The sequence below is a fragment of the Bacillus sp. CH30_1T genome (assembly GCF_008364765.1).
Taxonomy (GTDB): Bacteria; Bacillota; Bacilli; order Bacillales; family Bacillaceae_B; genus Rossellomorea.
On the sequence record NZ_VTUY01000002.1, the window covers coordinates 288470 to 307016 of the forward strand.

Sequence of the window (18547 nt, forward strand, 5' to 3'; positions counted from 1 at the left end):
CTTAGATCCCTCCTGAAGCATAAAACAATATGAGTTCTTGAGTTGCTTCTTCTTTTGTCAGTTCTTTGGCGATCCGGCCATCATACATGACGAGAATCCGGTCCGAAATTGCCAGGATTTCTTGTATTTCACAGGAAAAGTAGAGAATGCCCTTCTCTTTTTCTGCAAGGGATTGAATCAGAGAGAAGATCTCCTTCTTCGCTCCCACGTCCACACCCTTCGTCGGTTCATCAAATAAAAACACCGAAGCTTCATCTGAAAGCCACTTTCCAATTGAAACCTTCTGTTGATTTCCCCCACTTAAAAAGTTGGCCTGGATTCCTTCATGAGCGGTTCTAATTCCCAGGGATCGGATTTTTTCACGGGCCAGCTCACGTTCTTCGCGTCCGTTGATCCATAACCAGTTGGAAACTTTTCTTAAAGAAGGGAAGCTAAGGTTGTGCTGCACGGATTCATGAATGAACAACCCCTCTTTTCGTCTTTCTTCAGGTACAAGTGCCAGACCATTTTGAACGGCATCCCGGGGAGAGTGAATTCTGAGCTTCTTCCCTTTCAGAAAATGGTCACCCGATTCTACCTGAGAGGCTCCAAATAAGGCTTTGGCGAGCTCGGTTTTTCCCGCTCCCACAAGTCCTACCACTCCGACTACTTCACTTGCTTTTACGGATAAATGGATATCCTTTACCTTTTGTCCATCCGAAAGCCCTTTCACTTCGTAAAGTGTTTCACCAATTGGCAGCCTTCTTTTCTGAAACTCTTCTCTATATGTTCCTCCAAGCATGGCTTCAATGATTTTCTGGGAGGTGGTATGGTGGGTTTCGTACGTTCCAATGGTCTCTCCGTCTCTCATGACAGTGATGCGATCGGAAAGCTCAAATACTTCAGGGAGTCTGTGAGAGATGAAAATGATCCCTACTCTCTCTTTCTTTAAATCTTCTATGACACGGAATAATTTTTCCGTCTCAGATGAACTCAATGGTGCCGTTGGTTCATCTAAAATCAATATTTTTGCTTTTTGAAGCAGGCTCCTGGCAATGAGCACCAGCTGCTTTTCAGCGAGACTTAAACGTGACGCAGGCTGCCCGAGGGGGATTGCTTCTGCCCCGATGCGTCTGAGTGCCTCCAACGCTTCTTTCTTTAATGACTTCTTTGTAATAAAGAAGGAGCCTTTTTGTGAGAACCGATCAAGGACGATATTTTCCGCTACAGATAGTTCAGGGACAACGGCCGTGTCCACTTCCTGGTATACGCAATGAATGCCATGCTCCTTCGCTTCTTTCGGAGATTGATAGTCTCTTTTCCCGGAGTGAAGGATGATGTCTCCGCTGTCCTGAACATAGGCTCCTGATAAAATCTTCATCAGCGTGCTTTTACCTGCACCATTCGCCCCCAAAAGTGCATGAACTTCTCCCTCTTTCACGTCGAAGCTTGCAGTCTTTAGAGCTTTCACTCCTGAGAAGGTTTTATTGATATTAATCATTTCTAACAGTGGAGACGTCATCTCTTCTAACCCCTTTCTATTCTGTGAACGATCCTTCAAGGTTTTTCAATTCATCTGTATAGCCTTGCTCACTTGCTCCCCAGCCATCTACATGCTCGTGTAATTGATCTGTCGTGATCGTTTCTTCAGGCAATTCTTCTTTCTCAATAAAGACCGGTTCAAGCTTTACTTTCTCAGGTGTATCTTGGCCACCCAGCTTTTGATATAAGAAACGCACCTGCACGCGGCCGATATCTTTCGGGTCAACGGCTGCCGATGCCACCCACGGACTTCCCTCTTTTTGAATGATTTGCAGGTCTTCATCACTCATGTCGATTCCATATACTTTGATTTCTTCTCTCCCTGCCGCTTCGATTGCCCGGACGGCGCCTTTCGCAAATTCATCCCAGGCAGCCCAGACAGCATCGATATCTCCTTTATTCGGGTACTGTTTCAGAATCGCCTCCATTTGTGCCTGTGTATCCAGTGCTGTATTTTGAGTAGCCGCTCCAAATGCTGCCACCTCTTTAATGTCGGGATTTTTTTCTAAAAATTCCTGATAGGCCACTTGGCGTCTTTCCATCGGTGCAAAGCCCGCAACCCAAATCTTCACGATCTCACCCTTACCGCCAAGCTCATCTGAAAGCTTCGTCAAGGTTTGTTCAGCCATTTGCTGATCCCCCTGTTCGAGGACCGTCACCTCTTCTGATGCAACATCCGCATCAAACACAACAACCGGTATGCTTTGTTCCTTCGCCTTTTCCACCCCTGATTGCAGTGCTTCTTTCGTCCCATGATCGATAAGGATCCCATCAAACTTTTGATTGATGGCCGCATCCAGGTTAGAAGACATTTTTGCCAAATCTCCTTCAGACGTAAATACTTGAACCTTTCCGCCAAACTTCTCTACCTGCTCTTTGACACCTTCTATGTATTGAGCGGAAAATGTCCCTAAATTGATTTGCATAATTAGGGCAATCTTTTTATTGGCTAACGGATGACCAGACGTTGCTTCCTTCTTATCTCCACTGTCTGCGTCCGCCTCCTGGGATACCTTTGGCTGACAAGCCACTAAACTGAAAATAAGTGCGAGTAATACGAGTAATGATGTCGTTTTTTTCATCTTTCTTTTCTCCTCCCGAGGTGATATACCTCAATTTTTTAAAATACTCTTTTCATAAAGATAGTTGTTGTTTTAAAACCGGGATCTGCAAAGGCTCTGTCAACCAGTATGTGCTGGATGGTGAGGGGAACCGCTCCGCTTTCCGCGGACGTACGGCCGAGCCTCCTCAGCTTCGCTTCCGGGGTCTCGGCACGCCCGTTTTTCCGCAGGAGTCTACGCAGTTCCCCTCACCATTTAAACAAGATTGGCGTGACAGAGCTCAGTAGTGACAGAGCACTGTAAAGAAAAGTATCTCTACTTTTAAAGCTATTATCGACCTCCGAACATCTGGAAAATACTGTTTGTGCTGTCTTGTAGGTATTTATATTTGTCTATTTTTCAGGACTCATGCTTAGAGTTGATTGGAGCGAAGGTGCTCGTCTCCTGCGGGAATAGCGGGAAAGTACGAAAAGCGTAGGCGGCTCGCACAGCCCCGACAAGCATAAGATGAATGGACCGGGAAGGCGTTTTTTGCCTTCCAGGGCCATTCATCTTATGACCTCGAGGGGCTAGCCGCCGGAGCTAGACAGGTGAGACCCACAGGGCAATGCCCGAGGAGTCTCAACTCACGCCTTGCGGAAAGCGAGCACCTGGAGGGGAAATCAACCAGCACTTTCCCTTTAAAAGCAACAAAGTTTACGAAAACATTCTTCAAATAAAAAAACCCCTTTTCCCAAGAGAAAAGAGGTTTATATATAAATAAACGCACTCTTATCACTCAGGAAAATCTTCCTGCAGGTTTTAGCACCTTTCCGTGTGTACGGTAGGTTGCCGGGCGTCATCGGGCCAGTCCCTCTGCCAACTCTTTATAAGAGATTATGAAATTTGGTATAGTTCGCTTCGCTATAATCGATATATTAACGATATGTGGGAATATTGTCAATATTCTTTTTTAGGAATTTTCTATAGAGGATTAAAGAGGAGTTGACGAAATTTGTCTTAAATTACCCTATAAAACAAAAAAACCGCCCTCCCAAACAAGGGAGAGCAGTTCCGAAAGAAATCTTTATTTCTCACCATACGCAAGTGATGCTTCCACGAAGTCTCTGAATAGAGGCTGCGGTCGTGTCGGGCGTGATGTGAATTCAGGGTGGAACTGAGATGCGACGAACCATGGGTGGTCGCTTAGCTCGATGATTTCCACAAGACGGCCATCAGGGCTTGTGCCTGAGAAGATGAAGCCGGCTTTTTCCATTTGCTCACGGTAGTGATTGTTGAATTCGAAGCGGTGGCGATGACGCTCGTAAACCACTTCTCCATCATAGGCCGTATAGGCTTTTGAACCTTTCGTCAGCTTACATGGGTATAGTCCAAGGCGCAGTGTTCCACCAAGATCTTCGATGTCCTTTTGTTCCGGTAACAAGTCGATGACCGGATATGGCGTTTCAGGATCCAACTCAGCAGAGTGAGCTCCTTCCAGACCAAGAACATTACGTGCATATTCTACAGACGCCAGCTGCATTCCAAGGCAGATTCCAAGGAAAGGAATCTTGTTTTCACGGGCATATTGAGTCGCAGCGATTTTCCCCTCTACTCCACGGTCACCGAAACCGCCTGGTACAAGGATTCCATCTACATCCGCCAGTTTTTCTGCTACGTTTGCGCTGTCGATCAGCTCAGAGTTCAACCATCTTACTTCAATATCGCTATCGAAATGATAACCGGCATGACGAAGGGCTTCCACTACTGAGATATACGCATCCTGCAACTCAACATATTTCCCTACCAGGGCGATTCTTGTTTTACGAGACAGGTTTTTCACGCGATCAACGAGTTCATTCCACTCGGTCATGTCTGCTTCATGGCAGTTCAGCTTTAAATGCTGACATGTTATTTCATCAAGCTTTTGATCCTGAAGCGCAAGTGGTACAGAGTATAGTGTGTCTGCATCCATTGCTTCGATGACAGCATTTTTATCAATATCACAGAATAACGCGATTTTGTCTTTCATGTCTTGAGTCATTGGCATTTCTGTACGCACGACGATGACATTTGGCTGGATACCTAGACTGCGAAGCTCTTTTACGCTATGCTGAGTCGGTTTTGTTTTCATTTCACCCGCTGCTTTGATGTAAGGTACAAGAGTACAGTGGATGTACATCACATTGTCACGACCTACATCGCTCTTGATCTGGCGAATCGCTTCAAGGAATGGTAGAGATTCGATATCCCCGACCGTTCCACCGATTTCCGTGATCACGACATCTGAATTCGTCTCGCGTCCAGCGCGGTATACGCGTTCTTTGATTTCGTTGGTGATGTGTGGGATAACTTGTACAGTACCACCAAGATAATCACCGCGACGCTCTTTTTTCAGTACAGTTGAATAGATTTTACCCGTTGTCACAGAGCTGTATTTCGTCAGGTTAATGTCAACGAAACGCTCATAGTGACCTAAGTCAAGATCCGTTTCCGCACCATCATCTGTTACGAATACTTCACCATGCTGATAGGGACTCATCGTTCCCGGATCCACGTTGATGTATGGATCGAACTTCTGGATCGTGACACTCACTCCACGGTTTTTCAATAGTCTTCCAAGGGACGCTGCTGTGATCCCTTTCCCTAGTGACGACACTACGCCGCCTGTTACGAAAATATACTTAGTCATGTATATGTCCCCCTTCAAAGTAAGTTTGGTTCAAAAAAAGTAGAGGGTGTCTATTGTAGGTATGTCATGAATTTATCTTGTTCAAAGAAGGACAAGTCCATTCTCTTAATATAAATTCATCTGCATACTCAAGCTAAAAGACAGCCTCTTATTATCAATATACATAAAAATGTAAGGGGTCTTAAAGAATCGATCCGCCACACATAAAGGTATAGACCATACCCTGTTACGGCAAAAGCTTTCTTCTTATAAAATAAAAAAAGCCCCACTTACAAAACATGTAAGGGGAGCATTGTATACATAATTCGTCCTTTTTTAAGGAGCCCAAATAAAATACTACCTTCCTCAAAGAAAGAAGTCAAGCATAGAATAATGAGGGAATTTTCAATCAATAGCATCACTCGGTCCACAAGGTTCAAGACCATAAAAAAACCTATCAAAAAGGCAAAAAGCGCTTTTTGATAGGTTCGTCTGATGTTTAACTGAGGTGACGATTACTTATCGTCCTTTTCCTCATCAAGATCTTCTTCTTCGTCTTCATCGAATTCATCGATTTCAAGTTCTTCCTCGTCTTCATCGATGTCCAGATCTTCATCTGCATCGTCGTCAACGGCATCTACATCGTCATCATCTGTCAGATCATCGTCATCGTCCGTGTCATCAAGATCATCATAATCAAGATCTTCATCGTCCAGGTCATCGAAATCTTCAAGATCTAAATCTTCATCGTCTTTTTTCTTCGCTTTTTTCTTTTTGCTGGATTTCATCGTTGGAACGGTTTCTTCCTCGATTTGATCCACCGGATACCATTCTCTTAATCCCCAACTGTTATCGCCCATGGCAATAAAACGTCCCTCGACATTAAGATCCGTGTAGAATTGAAGTAAGCGGCTGCGAACCTCTTTTTCAGAGATTTCAAGCAAACCTTTAATTTCTTTGACTACGTCTTCGAAAGGCATCGCTTTCTTTTTCTCTGTTAAAATCTCATGTGCCAACTCAATGAATGATGTTTGACGTAATTCTTCTTTGGATAACTGCTTAAGACTCAATTAACGCACTTCCTTTCTCTATTTCAGACTCTACTAAGTAGAGTAAAAAAGGGCAAAATTTCTCCATTATCAATTTTAACCATATTCATCATTATAAACAATAGAAAAGACTTTATGCTATACCTATCTGGTTTTTCTTGCATTTTTTTCACAACTGGGGTCAGGAGGGTCTGCTGCTTTCCCATTTCTCTTCTTTTTCACCGTTTCGAATCACACGGAAGGCTTCATAGAAAAGATAGAAAGAGAGTAGAAAAAAAGGAATCGCTCCTAATTGCAATTGATATAGAAGTACTGCAGCAAATATGATGATGGTTAATAGTATATAACGAAAAATGGTCTTCACAGTCTCACATCCAAACGTATGTATCGTTCTTATCCTCTCACTAATCTGACAATTCTCATTATATAGGAAATGATACCTGACTACTATTAAGATCGTGTTAAAATTGGTTTATTTTGTTTAAAGGATAGACGATATTTGGATTTTTTAAACTTGTTGGGTTATTTTTATTCTCGACTGCTCTCATAAACTTTATCGATATTGAAAAAAGCGAGTAGTGGTTGATTTCCACTCCAGGTACTCGCTTTCCGCGGTGCATGAGTTGAACCTCCTCGGGCTTTGCCCTGTGGGGTCTCAACTTTCCCGCTATCCCCGCAGGAGTCGAGCACCTGCAGCGAGAATCAACTTAGCTAATATTACTTTCTAATTCACAAGGCAGACCTATTTATTATAGAAAACAGTCTTAATAAAACACAACTCCCCCATCGCTATGAATATGTCCATTGATCATCATATTGATTGCCCGCCTAGAGAAAGAGACCACTGCACCCCTACAGTAGTCTCCTCTTCTTCATGATTTCTTTACATATTACGGCGATACTGTCCGCCTACTTCGTAGAGGGCGCGTGTTATTTGGCCGAGACTGGCTACTTTTACTGTTTCCATGAGTTCTTCAAAGATGTTTCCTCCGTTCACTGCAGCTTGTTTTAAGCGGGTCAGTGCTTCTTCGGATTGATCTTTATGTTGTGATTGGAAGTCTCGCAGGTTATGGATTTGTGTTTCTTTTTCTTCCTTCGTTGCACGTGCAAGTTCCATGCTGTCCATTTGTTCTTCTGAAGGTGGAGTTGGATTCAGGTACGTGTTCACTCCCACAATTGGAAGTTCTCCGGAATGCTTTTTCATTTCGTAGTACATGGATTCCTCTTGGATTTTCCCTCGTTGATACTGAGTTTCCATCGATCCAAGTACGCCTCCTCGATCATTCAGGCGATCAAATTCGGTCAGAACCATTTCCTCCACCAGATCGGTCAGCTCTTCTGCGATGAACGATCCTTGAAGCGGATTTTCATTTTTGGATAATCCGTGTTCTTTCGTGATGATCATCTGGATCGCCATGGCACGGCGGACGGATTCCTCTGTAGGTGTCGTGATAGCTTCATCATAGGCATTGGTATGCAGGGAGTTACAGTTATCCTGCAGGGCCATCAAGGCTTGAAGCGTAGTACGGATATCGTTAAAGTCAATCTCCTGGGCATGAAGAGAGCGACCGGATGTTTGAATATGATACTTCAGCTTTTGACTTCTCTCATTGGCGCCGTATTTATCACGCATCACCGTTGACCAAATGCGGCGGGCCACACGGCCGATCACTGTATACTCGGGATCCAGACCATTCGAGAAGAAGAACGATAAGTTTGGTGCAAACGCATTGATGTCCATTCCGCGACTTAAATAGTATTCTACGTAAGTAAACCCGTTCGCCAGTGTGAAGGCAAGCTGTGAAATCGGATTTGCTCCCGCTTCTGCAATATGGTAGCCGGAAATCGAAACAGAGTAATAGTTTCGTACTTTATGATCGATGAAGTACTGCTGAATGTCACCCATCATGCGAAGGGCGAATTCCGTTGAGAAGATACAAGTATTCTGTCCTTGATCTTCTTTTAAAATATCTGCCTGCACGGTACCACGGACGACTTGAAGGGTTTGATCCTTCACTTCCACGTATTCTTCCACTGTCAGGACTCGGCCAAGCTCCTCTTCCTTCATGCGGATCTGCTGATCGATCGCCGTGTTCATATACATGGCAAGGATGATCGGTGCCGGACCATTGATCGTCATGGATACCGACGTAGAAGGCGCACATAGATCAAAGCCGGCATACAGCTTCTTCATGTCTTCAAGTGTACAGATGCTCACTCCGCTCTCTCCGACCTTACCATAAATGTCCGGGCGGTGATCCGGATCTTCACCATATAAAGTCACAGAGTCAAAGGCTGTACTCAGGCGTTTCGCATCATCATCCTTAGATAGATAATGGAAACGGCGATTCGTCCGTTCAGGTGTGCCTTCCCCTGCAAACTGACGCTTCGGATCCTCCCCTTTTCGTTTAAAAGGAAAAACTCCTGCTGTGTATGGGAACGACCCTGGAACATTTTCTTTATATACCCAATCCAGAATCTGACCGTAGTCTTTATATTTCGGAAGGGCCACTTTCGGGATATTAAGCCCCGATAAGCTCTTTGTCTTTAACTCGGTGACGATTTCTTTATCACGGATTTTTGTGATGAATTGATCTTTGCTGTAGGTCTCTTTTAAAGAGTCCCATTTCTCTAAAATCTGTTTCGATTCTGCTGTTAATTTATTTTCGACTTCATCTTTCAACGTCTGAAGAGATGTAACGACCCCATCATTCGTTTCCTTTTCGTTAACGGCTTCGATTGCCCCTTCTAATTGGAACAATCTTCGGGCGAGATTCACCTGCTCTTCGGCTTTTTTATGATAGTTCCGGACCGTTTCCGCAATCTCCCGCAGATAGTAACGGCGATTGTTTGGAATGATGACGTTTTGCTTTTCCACATCCACGTCTTTGGAGAAACCCGTTTTCCAATCCAGTTCCATTTTATTATTCACGGTTTCAACGATCGCTGCAAACAAGGCATTCGTACCTGGATCATTGAACTGACTGGCAATCGTTCCGTATACCGGCATCTCATCTAAGTCTTTATCAAAAAGCAAATGACTGCGCTGATACTGCTTTTGCACTTGACGTCTTGCATCCTCTGAGCCTTTGCGCTCAAATTTATTGATTACAATAAGGTCGGCAAAATCAATCATATCGATTTTCTCAAGCTGGGACGGAGCACCGAACTCACTTGTCATCACATACATGGACATATCACAGATTTCAGCGATTTCCGCATCTCCCTGACCGATCCCGCTCGTTTCAACGACGATCAGGTCATAACCTGCCGCTTTGACCACATTGATGGCATCCTTGATGGCCAGTGAAAGCTCTGTTTTCGACCCACGGGTAGCAAGACTTCGCATATAGACACGAGGGTTGAAGATGGCGTTCATACGAATGCGGTCCCCAAGAAGGGCTCCTCCCGTTTTCTGTTTCGTAGGATCGATGGATAGGATCGCGATCTTCTTTTCAGGAAGCTCGTTGATGAATCGACGGATCAGCTCATCCGTCAAGGAACTCTTCCCTGCTCCACCCGTTCCTGTGATCCCTAGTACAGGAACTTTTTTCGCTAAGTTCTTTATCTCAGAAAAAACGGTTTGGGCCGTCGCTGCCACTTCTTCATTCGCCCCGACTTGATACTCGGCAAGTGAAATCAACTTCGAAACCGTGTTCACACTCCCAGTCGAAAGCTTTTCAACCTCTTGATTCACACTTCCCTTGATCGTCGGGAAATCACACTCCTCGATCATGTTGTTGATCATCCCTTGAAGACCATGCTTTCGACCGTCTTCCGGTGAGAAGATACGGGCAATCCCGTATTCGTGCAGCTCCTTGATTTCACGTGGGATGATGACGCCCCCACCCCCGCCATAAATGCGGATATGAGACGCTCCTCTTTCTTTCAAAAGATCATACATGTATTTGAAATATTCAACGTGACCTCCCTGATAGGACGAAATCGCGATTCCCTGCACATCCTCTTGAATCGCAGCATTGACGACTTCCTCCACGGAGCGGTTATGACCTAAATGGATAACCTCAGCTCCACTTGCCTGGATAATCCGACGCATTATGTTGATCGACGCATCATGTCCGTCAAACAGACTCGAAGCCGTGACAAAACGAACATGGTGCTTTGGTTTATAAATTTCAACCGTGCTCATATTACTCCCCCTGTTCTCCCTTGTTTTTCAAACCCTTTGACGCCTGCAAAAGTGAGTTCGATTTGAAGATTGATGTATTCATCGAGTGTAAAACGCTTCTGCATTGCCCAACGACGGAATCCCCACATCTGTCCCTGGACGAATACATTTTGAGCCAACATATGGATCTGATCTTCATCAAGCTCAAGCTTTCCACTCTCGACACAGCCTACGATGAGATTTTCCACCATCCCCACCATTTCAAGTTCTTTACGCAGTACATATGGAAGGGCGTCCTTCGATAAGGATTTCGCCTCCTGATACATGACGAGGACTTCATCCTGCATACGATCCATCACTTTAAAATAATGAGCGATGCCAAGCCTTAAGCTCTCAAGTGTCCCTTTTCCGACATCCAGCTCCTCAAGCTCCAACCGAACCTGCTCATAGATGCTGTCACACACTAAATACAGGACATCTTCCTTTGTTCGAATATATTCGTATAGCGTCCCGATACTGAATCCGGCGGCCTTTGCGATCTCTCTAGTCGTGGTGCGATGAAACCCCTTTTGTTTAAATAGAGAGACGGCCCCACGAATCATCTGATCACGCCGCTTTTCTACTAAACGCTCATCCTTAACCGAAGCATGAACTTCCCTCTTCTTATTCAAAACAACCGACCGCCTTTACTATCCATTTCTCCCATTGACCTGAAGTCCAAAACCACCTGCTCTATCCCCAACAAAGCAGATACCAATCTATCTCTCTAACCACATATCTATACATACCGAGTCTGGCACCCTAAAGTCGCATGCAATAATACGAACCCCTTTACGCCATGAAGCATCTAAAGAACCTATCAGGTGCCTGACACGCTTCAGGACGACCAAGAGATCCTCTTAAAAAATCCTCACATACAACCCCAATCAAGTACCCTACTTCGTCACCATCCGAGAAATAACCAACCTCTGAATCTCCTGCGTCCCCTCATAAATCTGCGTAATCTTCGCATCACGCATATAACGCTCTACCGGATAGTCTTTTGTATATCCATATCCACCAAAGATCTGAACAGCTTCCGTTGTCACTTTCATCGCTGTATCCCCGGCCATCAGCTTCGACATTGCCGATTCTTTTCCGTACGGAAGACCTTCTGACTCCAACCAGGCAGCTTGATAGGTTAGTAGACGTGAAGCTTCGATGGACGTCGCCATATCGGCAATCTTGAATGAAATTCCTTGGTTCGCTGCAATCGGCTTCCCGAATTGCTCACGCTCTTTTGCATAATCGACAGACGCATCAAGGGCCCCTTGCGCAATCCCGACCGCCTGAGCAGCAATTCCGTTACGTCCGCCATCAAGAGTCATCATGGCAATCTTGAATCCATCGCCTTCGTTCCCTAGCATGTTTTCTTTCGGTACCTTACAATCTTCAAACACGATCTCAGTCGTTGGAGATGAACGAATCCCCAGCTTCTTCTCTTTCTTCCCTACAGAGAATCCTTCAAATTCTTTCTCTACGATGAACGCACTCGTTCCACGCTGACGCTGAGATTGATCTGTCAAAGCAAATACGATGTACGTATCGGCAATTCCACCGTTCGTGATGAAAATTTTAGAGCCGTTCAATACGTAGTGATCACCTTCTAAACGAGCCGTCGTTTTCATACCGCCGGCATCAGATCCTGAACCAGGCTCAGTCAATCCGTAAGCCCCGATTTTTTCACCTTGCGCCATTGGACGAAGGTACTTCTGCTTTTGCTCTTCTGTACCGAATTTATATACTGGCCAGCCTGCTAAAGACGTATGAGCGGAAAGAGTCACTCCTGTAGATGCACATACTCTTGATAGCTCTTCAACAGCGATACAGTATGCCAGGTAGTCACTCCCGATTCCACCGTACTCTTCCGGCCAAGGAATCCCCGTCAGCCCAAGCTCAGCCATCTTCTTAAACAAATCCATATCAAAGCGCTCTTCCTCATCACGCTCGGCAGCAGTCGGCGCCACCTCATTCCGCGCAAAATCACGCACCATCTTACGTATCATTTCATGCTCTTCCGATAACTTAAAATTCATCTCAATTCCCCCATAACTAAATTTGTCCGGGTCTGGCACCCTTACAAGTCAGGCGATGCCCCAAACCCCTTTACGCCACTAAACATCGCAATCTAAATCGGGTGCCTGACACGCTTCAGAATGTATGCCCGACTACACTCTTCCAAAAGGTTAAACCCACCCGATCCATCAAACCAACAAATTCTTCCCAATCACCATTCTCTGAATCTCACTCGTACCCTCATAAATCTCCGTCACCTTCGCATCACGGAACAAACGCTCAACCGGATATTCTTTTGTATAACCATATCCGCCGTAGACTTGAATCGCTTCGGTCGACACTTCGACCGCTGTTTTAGAGGCAAATAACTTTGCCATGCTTGCTTCTTTTGCACAGGAAATGTTGTTTGAACGAAGATTTGCCGCACGGTACACAAGAAGCTTCGATCCTTCAACAGCCGTCGCCATATCGGCAAGCTTAAATCCAATGCCTTGCTGGGCTGCGATCGGCTTACCGAATTGTACGCGCTCTTTGGCATAAGCGGTGGAATAGTCGAAAGCCGCTTCAGCAATCCCTAATGCTTGTGCTGCGATCCCGATCCTGCCGACATCCAGATTCGCCATGGCGATTTTGAAGCCTTCCCCTTCTTGACCCAGAAGGTTTTCAACCGGGACTTTCATATCTTCAAAGGTCAACTGAACCGTTCTCGAACCGTTGAGACCCATTTTATGTTCGTCTTTTCCAATCACAAGGCCCGGTGCATCTTTCTCTACGATGAAAGCTGATACTCCCCTGCTCCCTTTTGACGGGTCCGTTGCAGCAAAGACAATATACGTATCCGCTTCGCCACCATTTGTAATAAAGACTTTTGAGCCATTTAATACATAGTGATCGTCACGTTTTTCGGCTTTCGTTTTCAAGCTTTTCGCATCCGATCCTGCACTTGGTTCCGTTAAGCAGAAAGCGCCTAAATATTCCCCGGTCGCAAGCTTAGGAAGATACTTTTGTTTCTGATCTTCGTTTCCGAAATATAGAATCGGATTTGTTCCTACTGAAGTATGCACAGACAGGATCACCCCGATGGTTGCGCTTACTTTAGACAGCTCATGAATGGCAATGATATAGGATGTGAAATCCATTTCAGAACCACCATATTTCTCAGGAATCGTGATTCCCATCAGGCCAAGCTCAGCCATTTTGCTCAAAATCTCCCTCGGGAATTGTCCCTCTTCCATCTTCTCGATAAACGGCTGGATTTCCGTTTCGGCAAAATCCCGTACCATTTTTCTCATTATCTGTTGCTCTTCCGTGAATCGTAACTCCATGAATGGTTCCTCCCTGATGTTCGTCGTTATTACTCGTATGAATAGAAACCGCGGCCTGTTTTACGTCCCAACCAGCCTGCTTTCACATATTTTCTAAGTAGCGGGCATGGGCGATATTTGTCATCACCGAAGCCTTCATGCAGTGTTTCCATGATGTATAGGCATGTATCAAGTCCGATGAAGTCTGCAAGAGTAAGAGGACCCATTGGATGATTCATACCGAGCTTCATCACTTCATCTATCGCCTCTTTACTCGCGACTCCTTCATACAGCGTGTAGATCGCTTCATTGATCATCGGCATAAGGATACGATTTGAGACGAATCCAGGAAAATCTTCAACTTCAACCGGTACTTTGTGGAGGGATTTCGTCATGTCTTCGATCACTTGATACACTTCATCCGTTGTTGCAAGGCCACGAATGATTTCAACTAGTTTCATGACCGGTACCGGGTTCATAAAGTGCATTCCGATTACTTGCTGGGGACGCTTTGTTGCTGCAGCGATTTCTGTAATCGGTAGTGATGAAGTGTTAGAAGCAAGGATCGTGTGCTTTGGTGCAATCTCATCCAGTTGAGCAAAGATTTTTGTTTTGATATCCATGTTTTCAACTGCTGCCTCGATGACAAGGTCTACTTGCTTCGCGTCGTGAATATCGGTTGAAGCCGTTAACCGGTTCACTGTAGCTGTTCTATCTTCTTCTGACATTCTTCCTTTTTCAACGGAGCGCGTCAGATTCTTTGTGATCACGCCGATGCCCTTTTGTACAAATTCTGCTTTCAAATCGTTCAGGTAGACGTCGAATCCTGCTTGCGCACACACTTGAGCGATCCCTGATCCCATTTGTCCTGCCCCGATGACCATTACTTTTTTGATGTTCATTATTTTCTCCCCTTTGTTATAGCTAACACTAGTAATCTAGTTGGATTCGTTTGTAATTGAAGTTGTGGCCGATCACATTTATGCGTGCCAGGCATAAATTAGCCGTTTTGTACTGGTACAATCCTATCGCCCTACTGCTTCGCGACCTCTATCATAATCGCATCCCCTTGACCACCGCCGCTGCAGATCGATGCAATTCCTACACCGCCTCCGCGACGCTTCAGTTCGTATGCCAGTGTCAGGATGATACGTGCTCCGCTTGCTCCGATCGGATGACCAAGGGCGACTGCTCCACCGTTCACATTGACTTTTTCCGGATCTAACCCGGCGATTTTCCCACTTGTTAATGCAACAGCTGCGAATGCTTCGTTAATTTCAAACAAGTCGATTTCTTCAAGTGATTTGCCTGTTTTCTTCAACAGCTCATTGATGACGAGTCCCGGTGTTTGCGGGAAGTCCTTTGCTTCAACGGCAATTGCTGTATGTCCAAGGATAGTAGCTAATGGCCGCTTTCCTTCTTTTATGGCTCTTTCTTCGCTCATGAGTACCATTGCTGCCGCCCCGTCGTTGACCCCTGGTGCGTTCCCTGCTGTGATCGTTCCTTCTGATCCGAAGACCGGACCTAATTTGGCCAGAGCTTCGATGGACGTTTCTTTGCGTGGGGCTTCATCTTTACTGACTACTACTGGTTCCCCTCTACGCTGTGGTACTTCCACCGCGACGATTTCTTCCCCCAGAATACCTGTATCTGTCGCTTTAAGAGCGCGTTCATGGCTTCTAAGTGCCCACCCGTCCTGCTCTTCTCTTGATAGTTCAAATTCCTTCGCTGTTTCATTTCCGTACGTTCCCATGTGAACATTGTTGAAGCTGCATGTTAATCCGTCATGAACCATTAAGTCCTTCACTTGGGAATCCCCCATCTTGAAGCCCCAGCGAGCTTTCGGAAGGATGTACGGTGCATTTGACATGGATTCCATTCCCCCCGCTACGATCACTTCGCCGTCACCTGAACGGATGATTTGGTCACCCATTGTCACACTGCGCATTCCTGAAGCACATACCTTGTTGATGGTTTCCGTTTTGACGTTCCACGGTAATCCTGCATGACGGGATGCTTGTCGGGACGGGATCTGCCCCTGCCCCCCTTGTAGTACAGATCCGAGGATCACTTCTTCTACCTCTTCGCCTTTTATTCCTGATCGTTTCAGGGCTTCCTTCACGGCAAAACCGCCCAGCTCTGAAGCTGTAAAACTGCTTAAGGTTCCACCAAATTTACCGAATGGCGTTCTTGCTCCATCTAAAATAACCGTTTTTCCCATCTCAATCGCTCTCCTTTATATCTGAATGATTTGATTCGACAAAAACAAATTGTATACGCTTTCAACTGTTCTTAAAAAAATAGGACTTACTAATATTCGACTGAACGCTCGCTCAACCAGTCCCCAAAAGAGAAGGGACAGATTTCGTCCCTTATATACCTTTATTGTACTTCATATTAGGATAGAACGTAATGATTTTTTAGAAAGTTTTTATTTTTCTTTTAATTATATTATTGTAGAAAAACAACAGGAGTGAAACGCAGGTAGAGGCTTTTGTTTCACTCCTGATTCTTCAACTACTGAGAAGCAGACTTTTCATTATTAAACAGATAATATTCTTTTTACGATGCAGCTGGCTGATCTTTTTGATCGCCACATACCGCTTTTTCAAGGATTTCTGCCACATCCTGAGTAGAGACGGTTTCTTCTACTTCCTTCGCTTTCGTTCCATCAGATAGCATCGTTAGGCAGTATGGACAACCCGAGCTGATGACCGATGGGCTGACCTCAAGTGCCTGCTCTGTACGGGAAACGTTCACGCGGTGACCTGCGTCTTCTTCCATCCACATGAGTCCTCCACCCGCTCCACAGCACATGCCTTTTTCACGGTTACGTTCCATTTCAACCAATTTCACGCCGGAGATCGATTTCAGGATTTCCCGTGGTGGATCGTATACTTCATTGTAACGTCCCAGGTAACAGGAATCGTGGAAGGTGATCGTTTCATTCACTTCGTATTTCGGCTTCAGACGCCCTTCTTTTACCAGGTCATACAGAAGCTCCGTATGGTGATACACTTCTGCTTCCAGACCGAAGTCCGGATACTCATTCTTAAAAATGTTATACGCATGTGGATCGATCGTAATAATTTTCTTAATTTCATTCTTTTCAAACTCGGCGATGTTTTGACCTGCAAGCTCCTGGAATAGGAACTCATTACCGAGTCGGCGTGGTGTATCACCGGAGTTCTTTTCTTTGTTACCTAAGATTGCGAATTTCACGCCTGCTTCATTCAGCAGCTTGGCAAAGGATAACGCAATTTTTTGGCTGCGGTTATCGAATGAACCCATGGATCCAACCCAGAATAAATATTCGAAGTCTTCTCCCGCTTTTTTCATTTCTTTCACCGTAGGAATATGAACGTCTTCTCTCGCTTCACGCCAGTTTTCGCGTTCTTTCCGGTTCAGACCCCAAGGATTCCCTTGGCGTTCGATATTTTGCATCGCGCGTTGTGCATCTGCATCCATCTTTCCTTCTGTCAGGACCAGGTAACGGCGAAGATCGATGATTTTATCCACATGCTCGTTCATGACTGGACATTGATCTTCACAGTTACGGCACGTCGTACATGCCCAGATCTCTTCTTCTGTGATGACGTCTCCGATCAGGCTTGGACTGTACGTAGCTCCAGCAGCCGCTTCTTCCGCTGCTTGAGTGGCACTCGCCATCGCCAGTTGATTCCCTTTAGTGCCATTGAATGCAAATGTCGGCACCCAAGGTTTTTTCTGCGTAACGACAGCGCCATGATTGGTCAGATTATCACGCAGCTTGACGATTAAATCCATTGGGGAAAGCATTTTCCCTGTTCCTGTTGCAGGACACATATTCGTACAACGACCACATTCCACGCAAGCGTAGAAATCGATCATTTGATGTTGCGTGAACTCTTCAATCTTCCCTACCCCGAAGCTTTCCGCTGACTCATCTTCAAAGTCGATGGGCTTAAGCTTTCCAGGGTTGTCTAATCGATTGAAGTAGACATTCGCAGGACCTGCAATTAAATGGGCGTGCTTGGATTGTGGAACATATACAAGGAAAGCCAGTAAGAATAGTAAATGGATCCACCAGGCCACATAGAAGATGAGGATGGAAGCTGTTTCTCCAATGGCTCCAAGTGCTCCTGCAATGAGTGACGCTACAGGCTCTGTCCAGGCAAGCTCTTCACCGTGCCAGATAAGGCCCATTCCGTTCCCTACAAGGACCGATAGCATTAATCCACCGATGAATAGGAGAACCAATCCTGATTTAAATCCTCTTTTTAAACGAACCAACTTCTCCACATAGCGGCGATGGAAAGCCCAAACAACCGCTACCAGGATCATCAGTGTGACAAGCTCCTGGAAGAACGTGAATCCGGGATATAACGGTCCCAGTGGTAAGTGACTACCCGGTGCCAGTCCTTTCCAGATGAAATCGATGGCTCCGAATTGAACTAATATGAAGCCGTAGAAGAACATGACATGGATCGCTCCACTCTTCTTATCCTTCAAGAGCTTCTTCTGTCCGAAAACATTGACCACGATCTTCTGGAATCGTTCTTTGAATCGCTGGTCGAACTCTACTTTCTTTCCGAGCTTAATATATTCAATTCTCGTCTTTACTACATACACAAACAGACTAAGTGCGTAAACGGTCACAAGAATAAATGCAACCCAATTGAGAATGAGTAACCCATTCATTGAAAAACACTCCCCCTTCTTTGGTTCGATTGAACTTCCCCTTTGTTCAAACTTTTACAAACCAAATTAATATTCTGAATAGTCCATATATCCATTAT

Annotated in this window: 12 protein-coding genes and 1 riboswitch; all 12 genes read right to left on the minus strand. The window is 45.3% G+C overall.

Going from position 1 to position 18547, the window contains the following annotated elements:
- Position 1: 1 nt before the first annotated feature.
- The 12 genes from F0342_RS04515 to F0342_RS04570 all read right to left on the minus strand — a co-directional run bounded on the left by F0342_RS04515 (position 2) and on the right by F0342_RS04570 (position 18449).
- Positions 2–1501 carry a sugar ABC transporter ATP-binding protein gene (locus tag F0342_RS04515; protein WP_149154824.1) on the minus strand — a complete coding sequence of 500 codons (1500 nt, stop codon included), beginning with the start codon at positions 1499–1501 and terminating at the stop codon, positions 2–4.
- 16 nt (positions 1502–1517) lie between these two features.
- Entirely contained in the window at positions 1518–2603 is a 1086-nt protein-coding gene (locus tag F0342_RS04520) for a sugar ABC transporter substrate-binding protein (RefSeq protein WP_149154825.1), read from the minus strand.
- A gap of 747 nt (positions 2604–3350) precedes the next feature.
- Positions 3351–3457, minus strand: a riboswitch (SAM riboswitch).
- A 191-nt stretch (positions 3458–3648) separates the two neighbouring features.
- Positions 3649–5253 carry a CTP synthase gene (locus tag F0342_RS04525; protein ID WP_149154826.1) on the minus strand — a complete coding sequence of 535 codons (1605 nt, stop codon included), beginning with the start codon at positions 5251–5253 and terminating at the stop codon, positions 3649–3651.
- A gap of 494 nt (positions 5254–5747) precedes the next feature.
- Entirely contained in the window at positions 5748–6302 is a 555-nt protein-coding gene (rpoE, locus tag F0342_RS04530) for a DNA-directed RNA polymerase subunit delta (RefSeq protein WP_149154827.1), read from the minus strand.
- Positions 6303–6462: 160 nt separating this feature from the next.
- Positions 6463–6645 (minus strand): hypothetical protein, encoded by a 183-nt coding sequence (locus F0342_RS04535; protein ID WP_149154828.1) that lies wholly within the window; start codon positions 6643–6645, stop codon positions 6463–6465.
- 519 nt (positions 6646–7164) lie between these two features.
- Positions 7165–10431 (minus strand): fused isobutyryl-CoA mutase/GTPase IcmF, encoded by a 3267-nt coding sequence (icmF, locus tag F0342_RS04540; protein WP_149154829.1) that lies wholly within the window; start codon positions 10429–10431, stop codon positions 7165–7167.
- Positions 10428–11081 (minus strand): TetR/AcrR family transcriptional regulator, encoded by a 654-nt coding sequence (locus F0342_RS04545; protein ID WP_262481640.1) that lies wholly within the window; start codon positions 11079–11081, stop codon positions 10428–10430. The genes icmF and F0342_RS04545 overlap by 4 nt, the downstream gene beginning before the upstream one ends.
- A 264-nt stretch (positions 11082–11345) precedes the next feature.
- Positions 11346–12485, minus strand: a complete 1140-nt coding sequence (locus tag F0342_RS04550) for an acyl-CoA dehydrogenase (RefSeq protein WP_149154830.1) — start codon at positions 12483–12485, stop codon at positions 11346–11348.
- Positions 12486–12653: 168 nt separating this feature from the next.
- On the minus strand, positions 12654–13790 hold the full coding sequence (locus F0342_RS04555) for an acyl-CoA dehydrogenase (protein WP_149154831.1): 1137 nt from the start codon (positions 13788–13790) through the stop codon (positions 12654–12656).
- 29 nt (positions 13791–13819) lie between these two features.
- Positions 13820–14671, minus strand: coding sequence for a 3-hydroxybutyryl-CoA dehydrogenase (locus F0342_RS04560; RefSeq protein ID WP_149154832.1), 852 nt, complete (start codon positions 14669–14671; stop codon positions 13820–13822).
- 131 nt (positions 14672–14802) lie between these two features.
- Positions 14803–15990 (minus strand): acetyl-CoA C-acetyltransferase, encoded by a 1188-nt coding sequence (locus F0342_RS04565; protein ID WP_149154833.1) that lies wholly within the window; start codon positions 15988–15990, stop codon positions 14803–14805.
- 341 nt (positions 15991–16331) lie between these two features.
- On the minus strand, positions 16332–18449 hold the full coding sequence (locus F0342_RS04570; protein WP_149154834.1) for a 4Fe-4S dicluster domain-containing protein: 2118 nt from the start codon (positions 18447–18449) through the stop codon (positions 16332–16334).
- Between the last annotated feature and the right edge of the window lie 98 nt (positions 18450–18547).

Coding starts and splice junctions, on each gene's coding strand:
- F0342_RS04515 (WP_149154824.1), bottom strand. CDS start 1,501: ATGACGTCTCCACTGTTAGAAATGATTAATATCAATAAAACCTTCTCA.
- F0342_RS04520 (WP_149154825.1), bottom strand. CDS start 2,603: ATGAAAAAAACGACATCATTACTCGTATTACTCGCACTTATTTTCAGT.
- F0342_RS04525 (WP_149154826.1), bottom strand. CDS start 5,253: ATGACTAAGTATATTTTCGTAACAGGCGGCGTAGTGTCGTCACTAGGG.
- icmF (WP_149154829.1), bottom strand. CDS start 10,431: ATGAGCACGGTTGAAATTTATAAACCAAAGCACCATGTTCGTTTTGTC.
- F0342_RS04550 (WP_149154830.1), bottom strand. CDS start 12,485: ATGAATTTTAAGTTATCGGAAGAGCATGAAATGATACGTAAGATGGTG.
- F0342_RS04555 (WP_149154831.1), bottom strand. CDS start 13,790: ATGGAGTTACGATTCACGGAAGAGCAACAGATAATGAGAAAAATGGTA.
- F0342_RS04560 (WP_149154832.1), bottom strand. CDS start 14,671: ATGAACATCAAAAAAGTAATGGTCATCGGGGCAGGACAAATGGGATCA.
- F0342_RS04565 (WP_149154833.1), bottom strand. CDS start 15,990: ATGGGAAAAACGGTTATTTTAGATGGAGCAAGAACGCCATTCGGTAAA.
- F0342_RS04570 (WP_149154834.1), bottom strand. CDS start 18,449: ATGAATGGGTTACTCATTCTCAATTGGGTTGCATTTATTCTTGTGACC.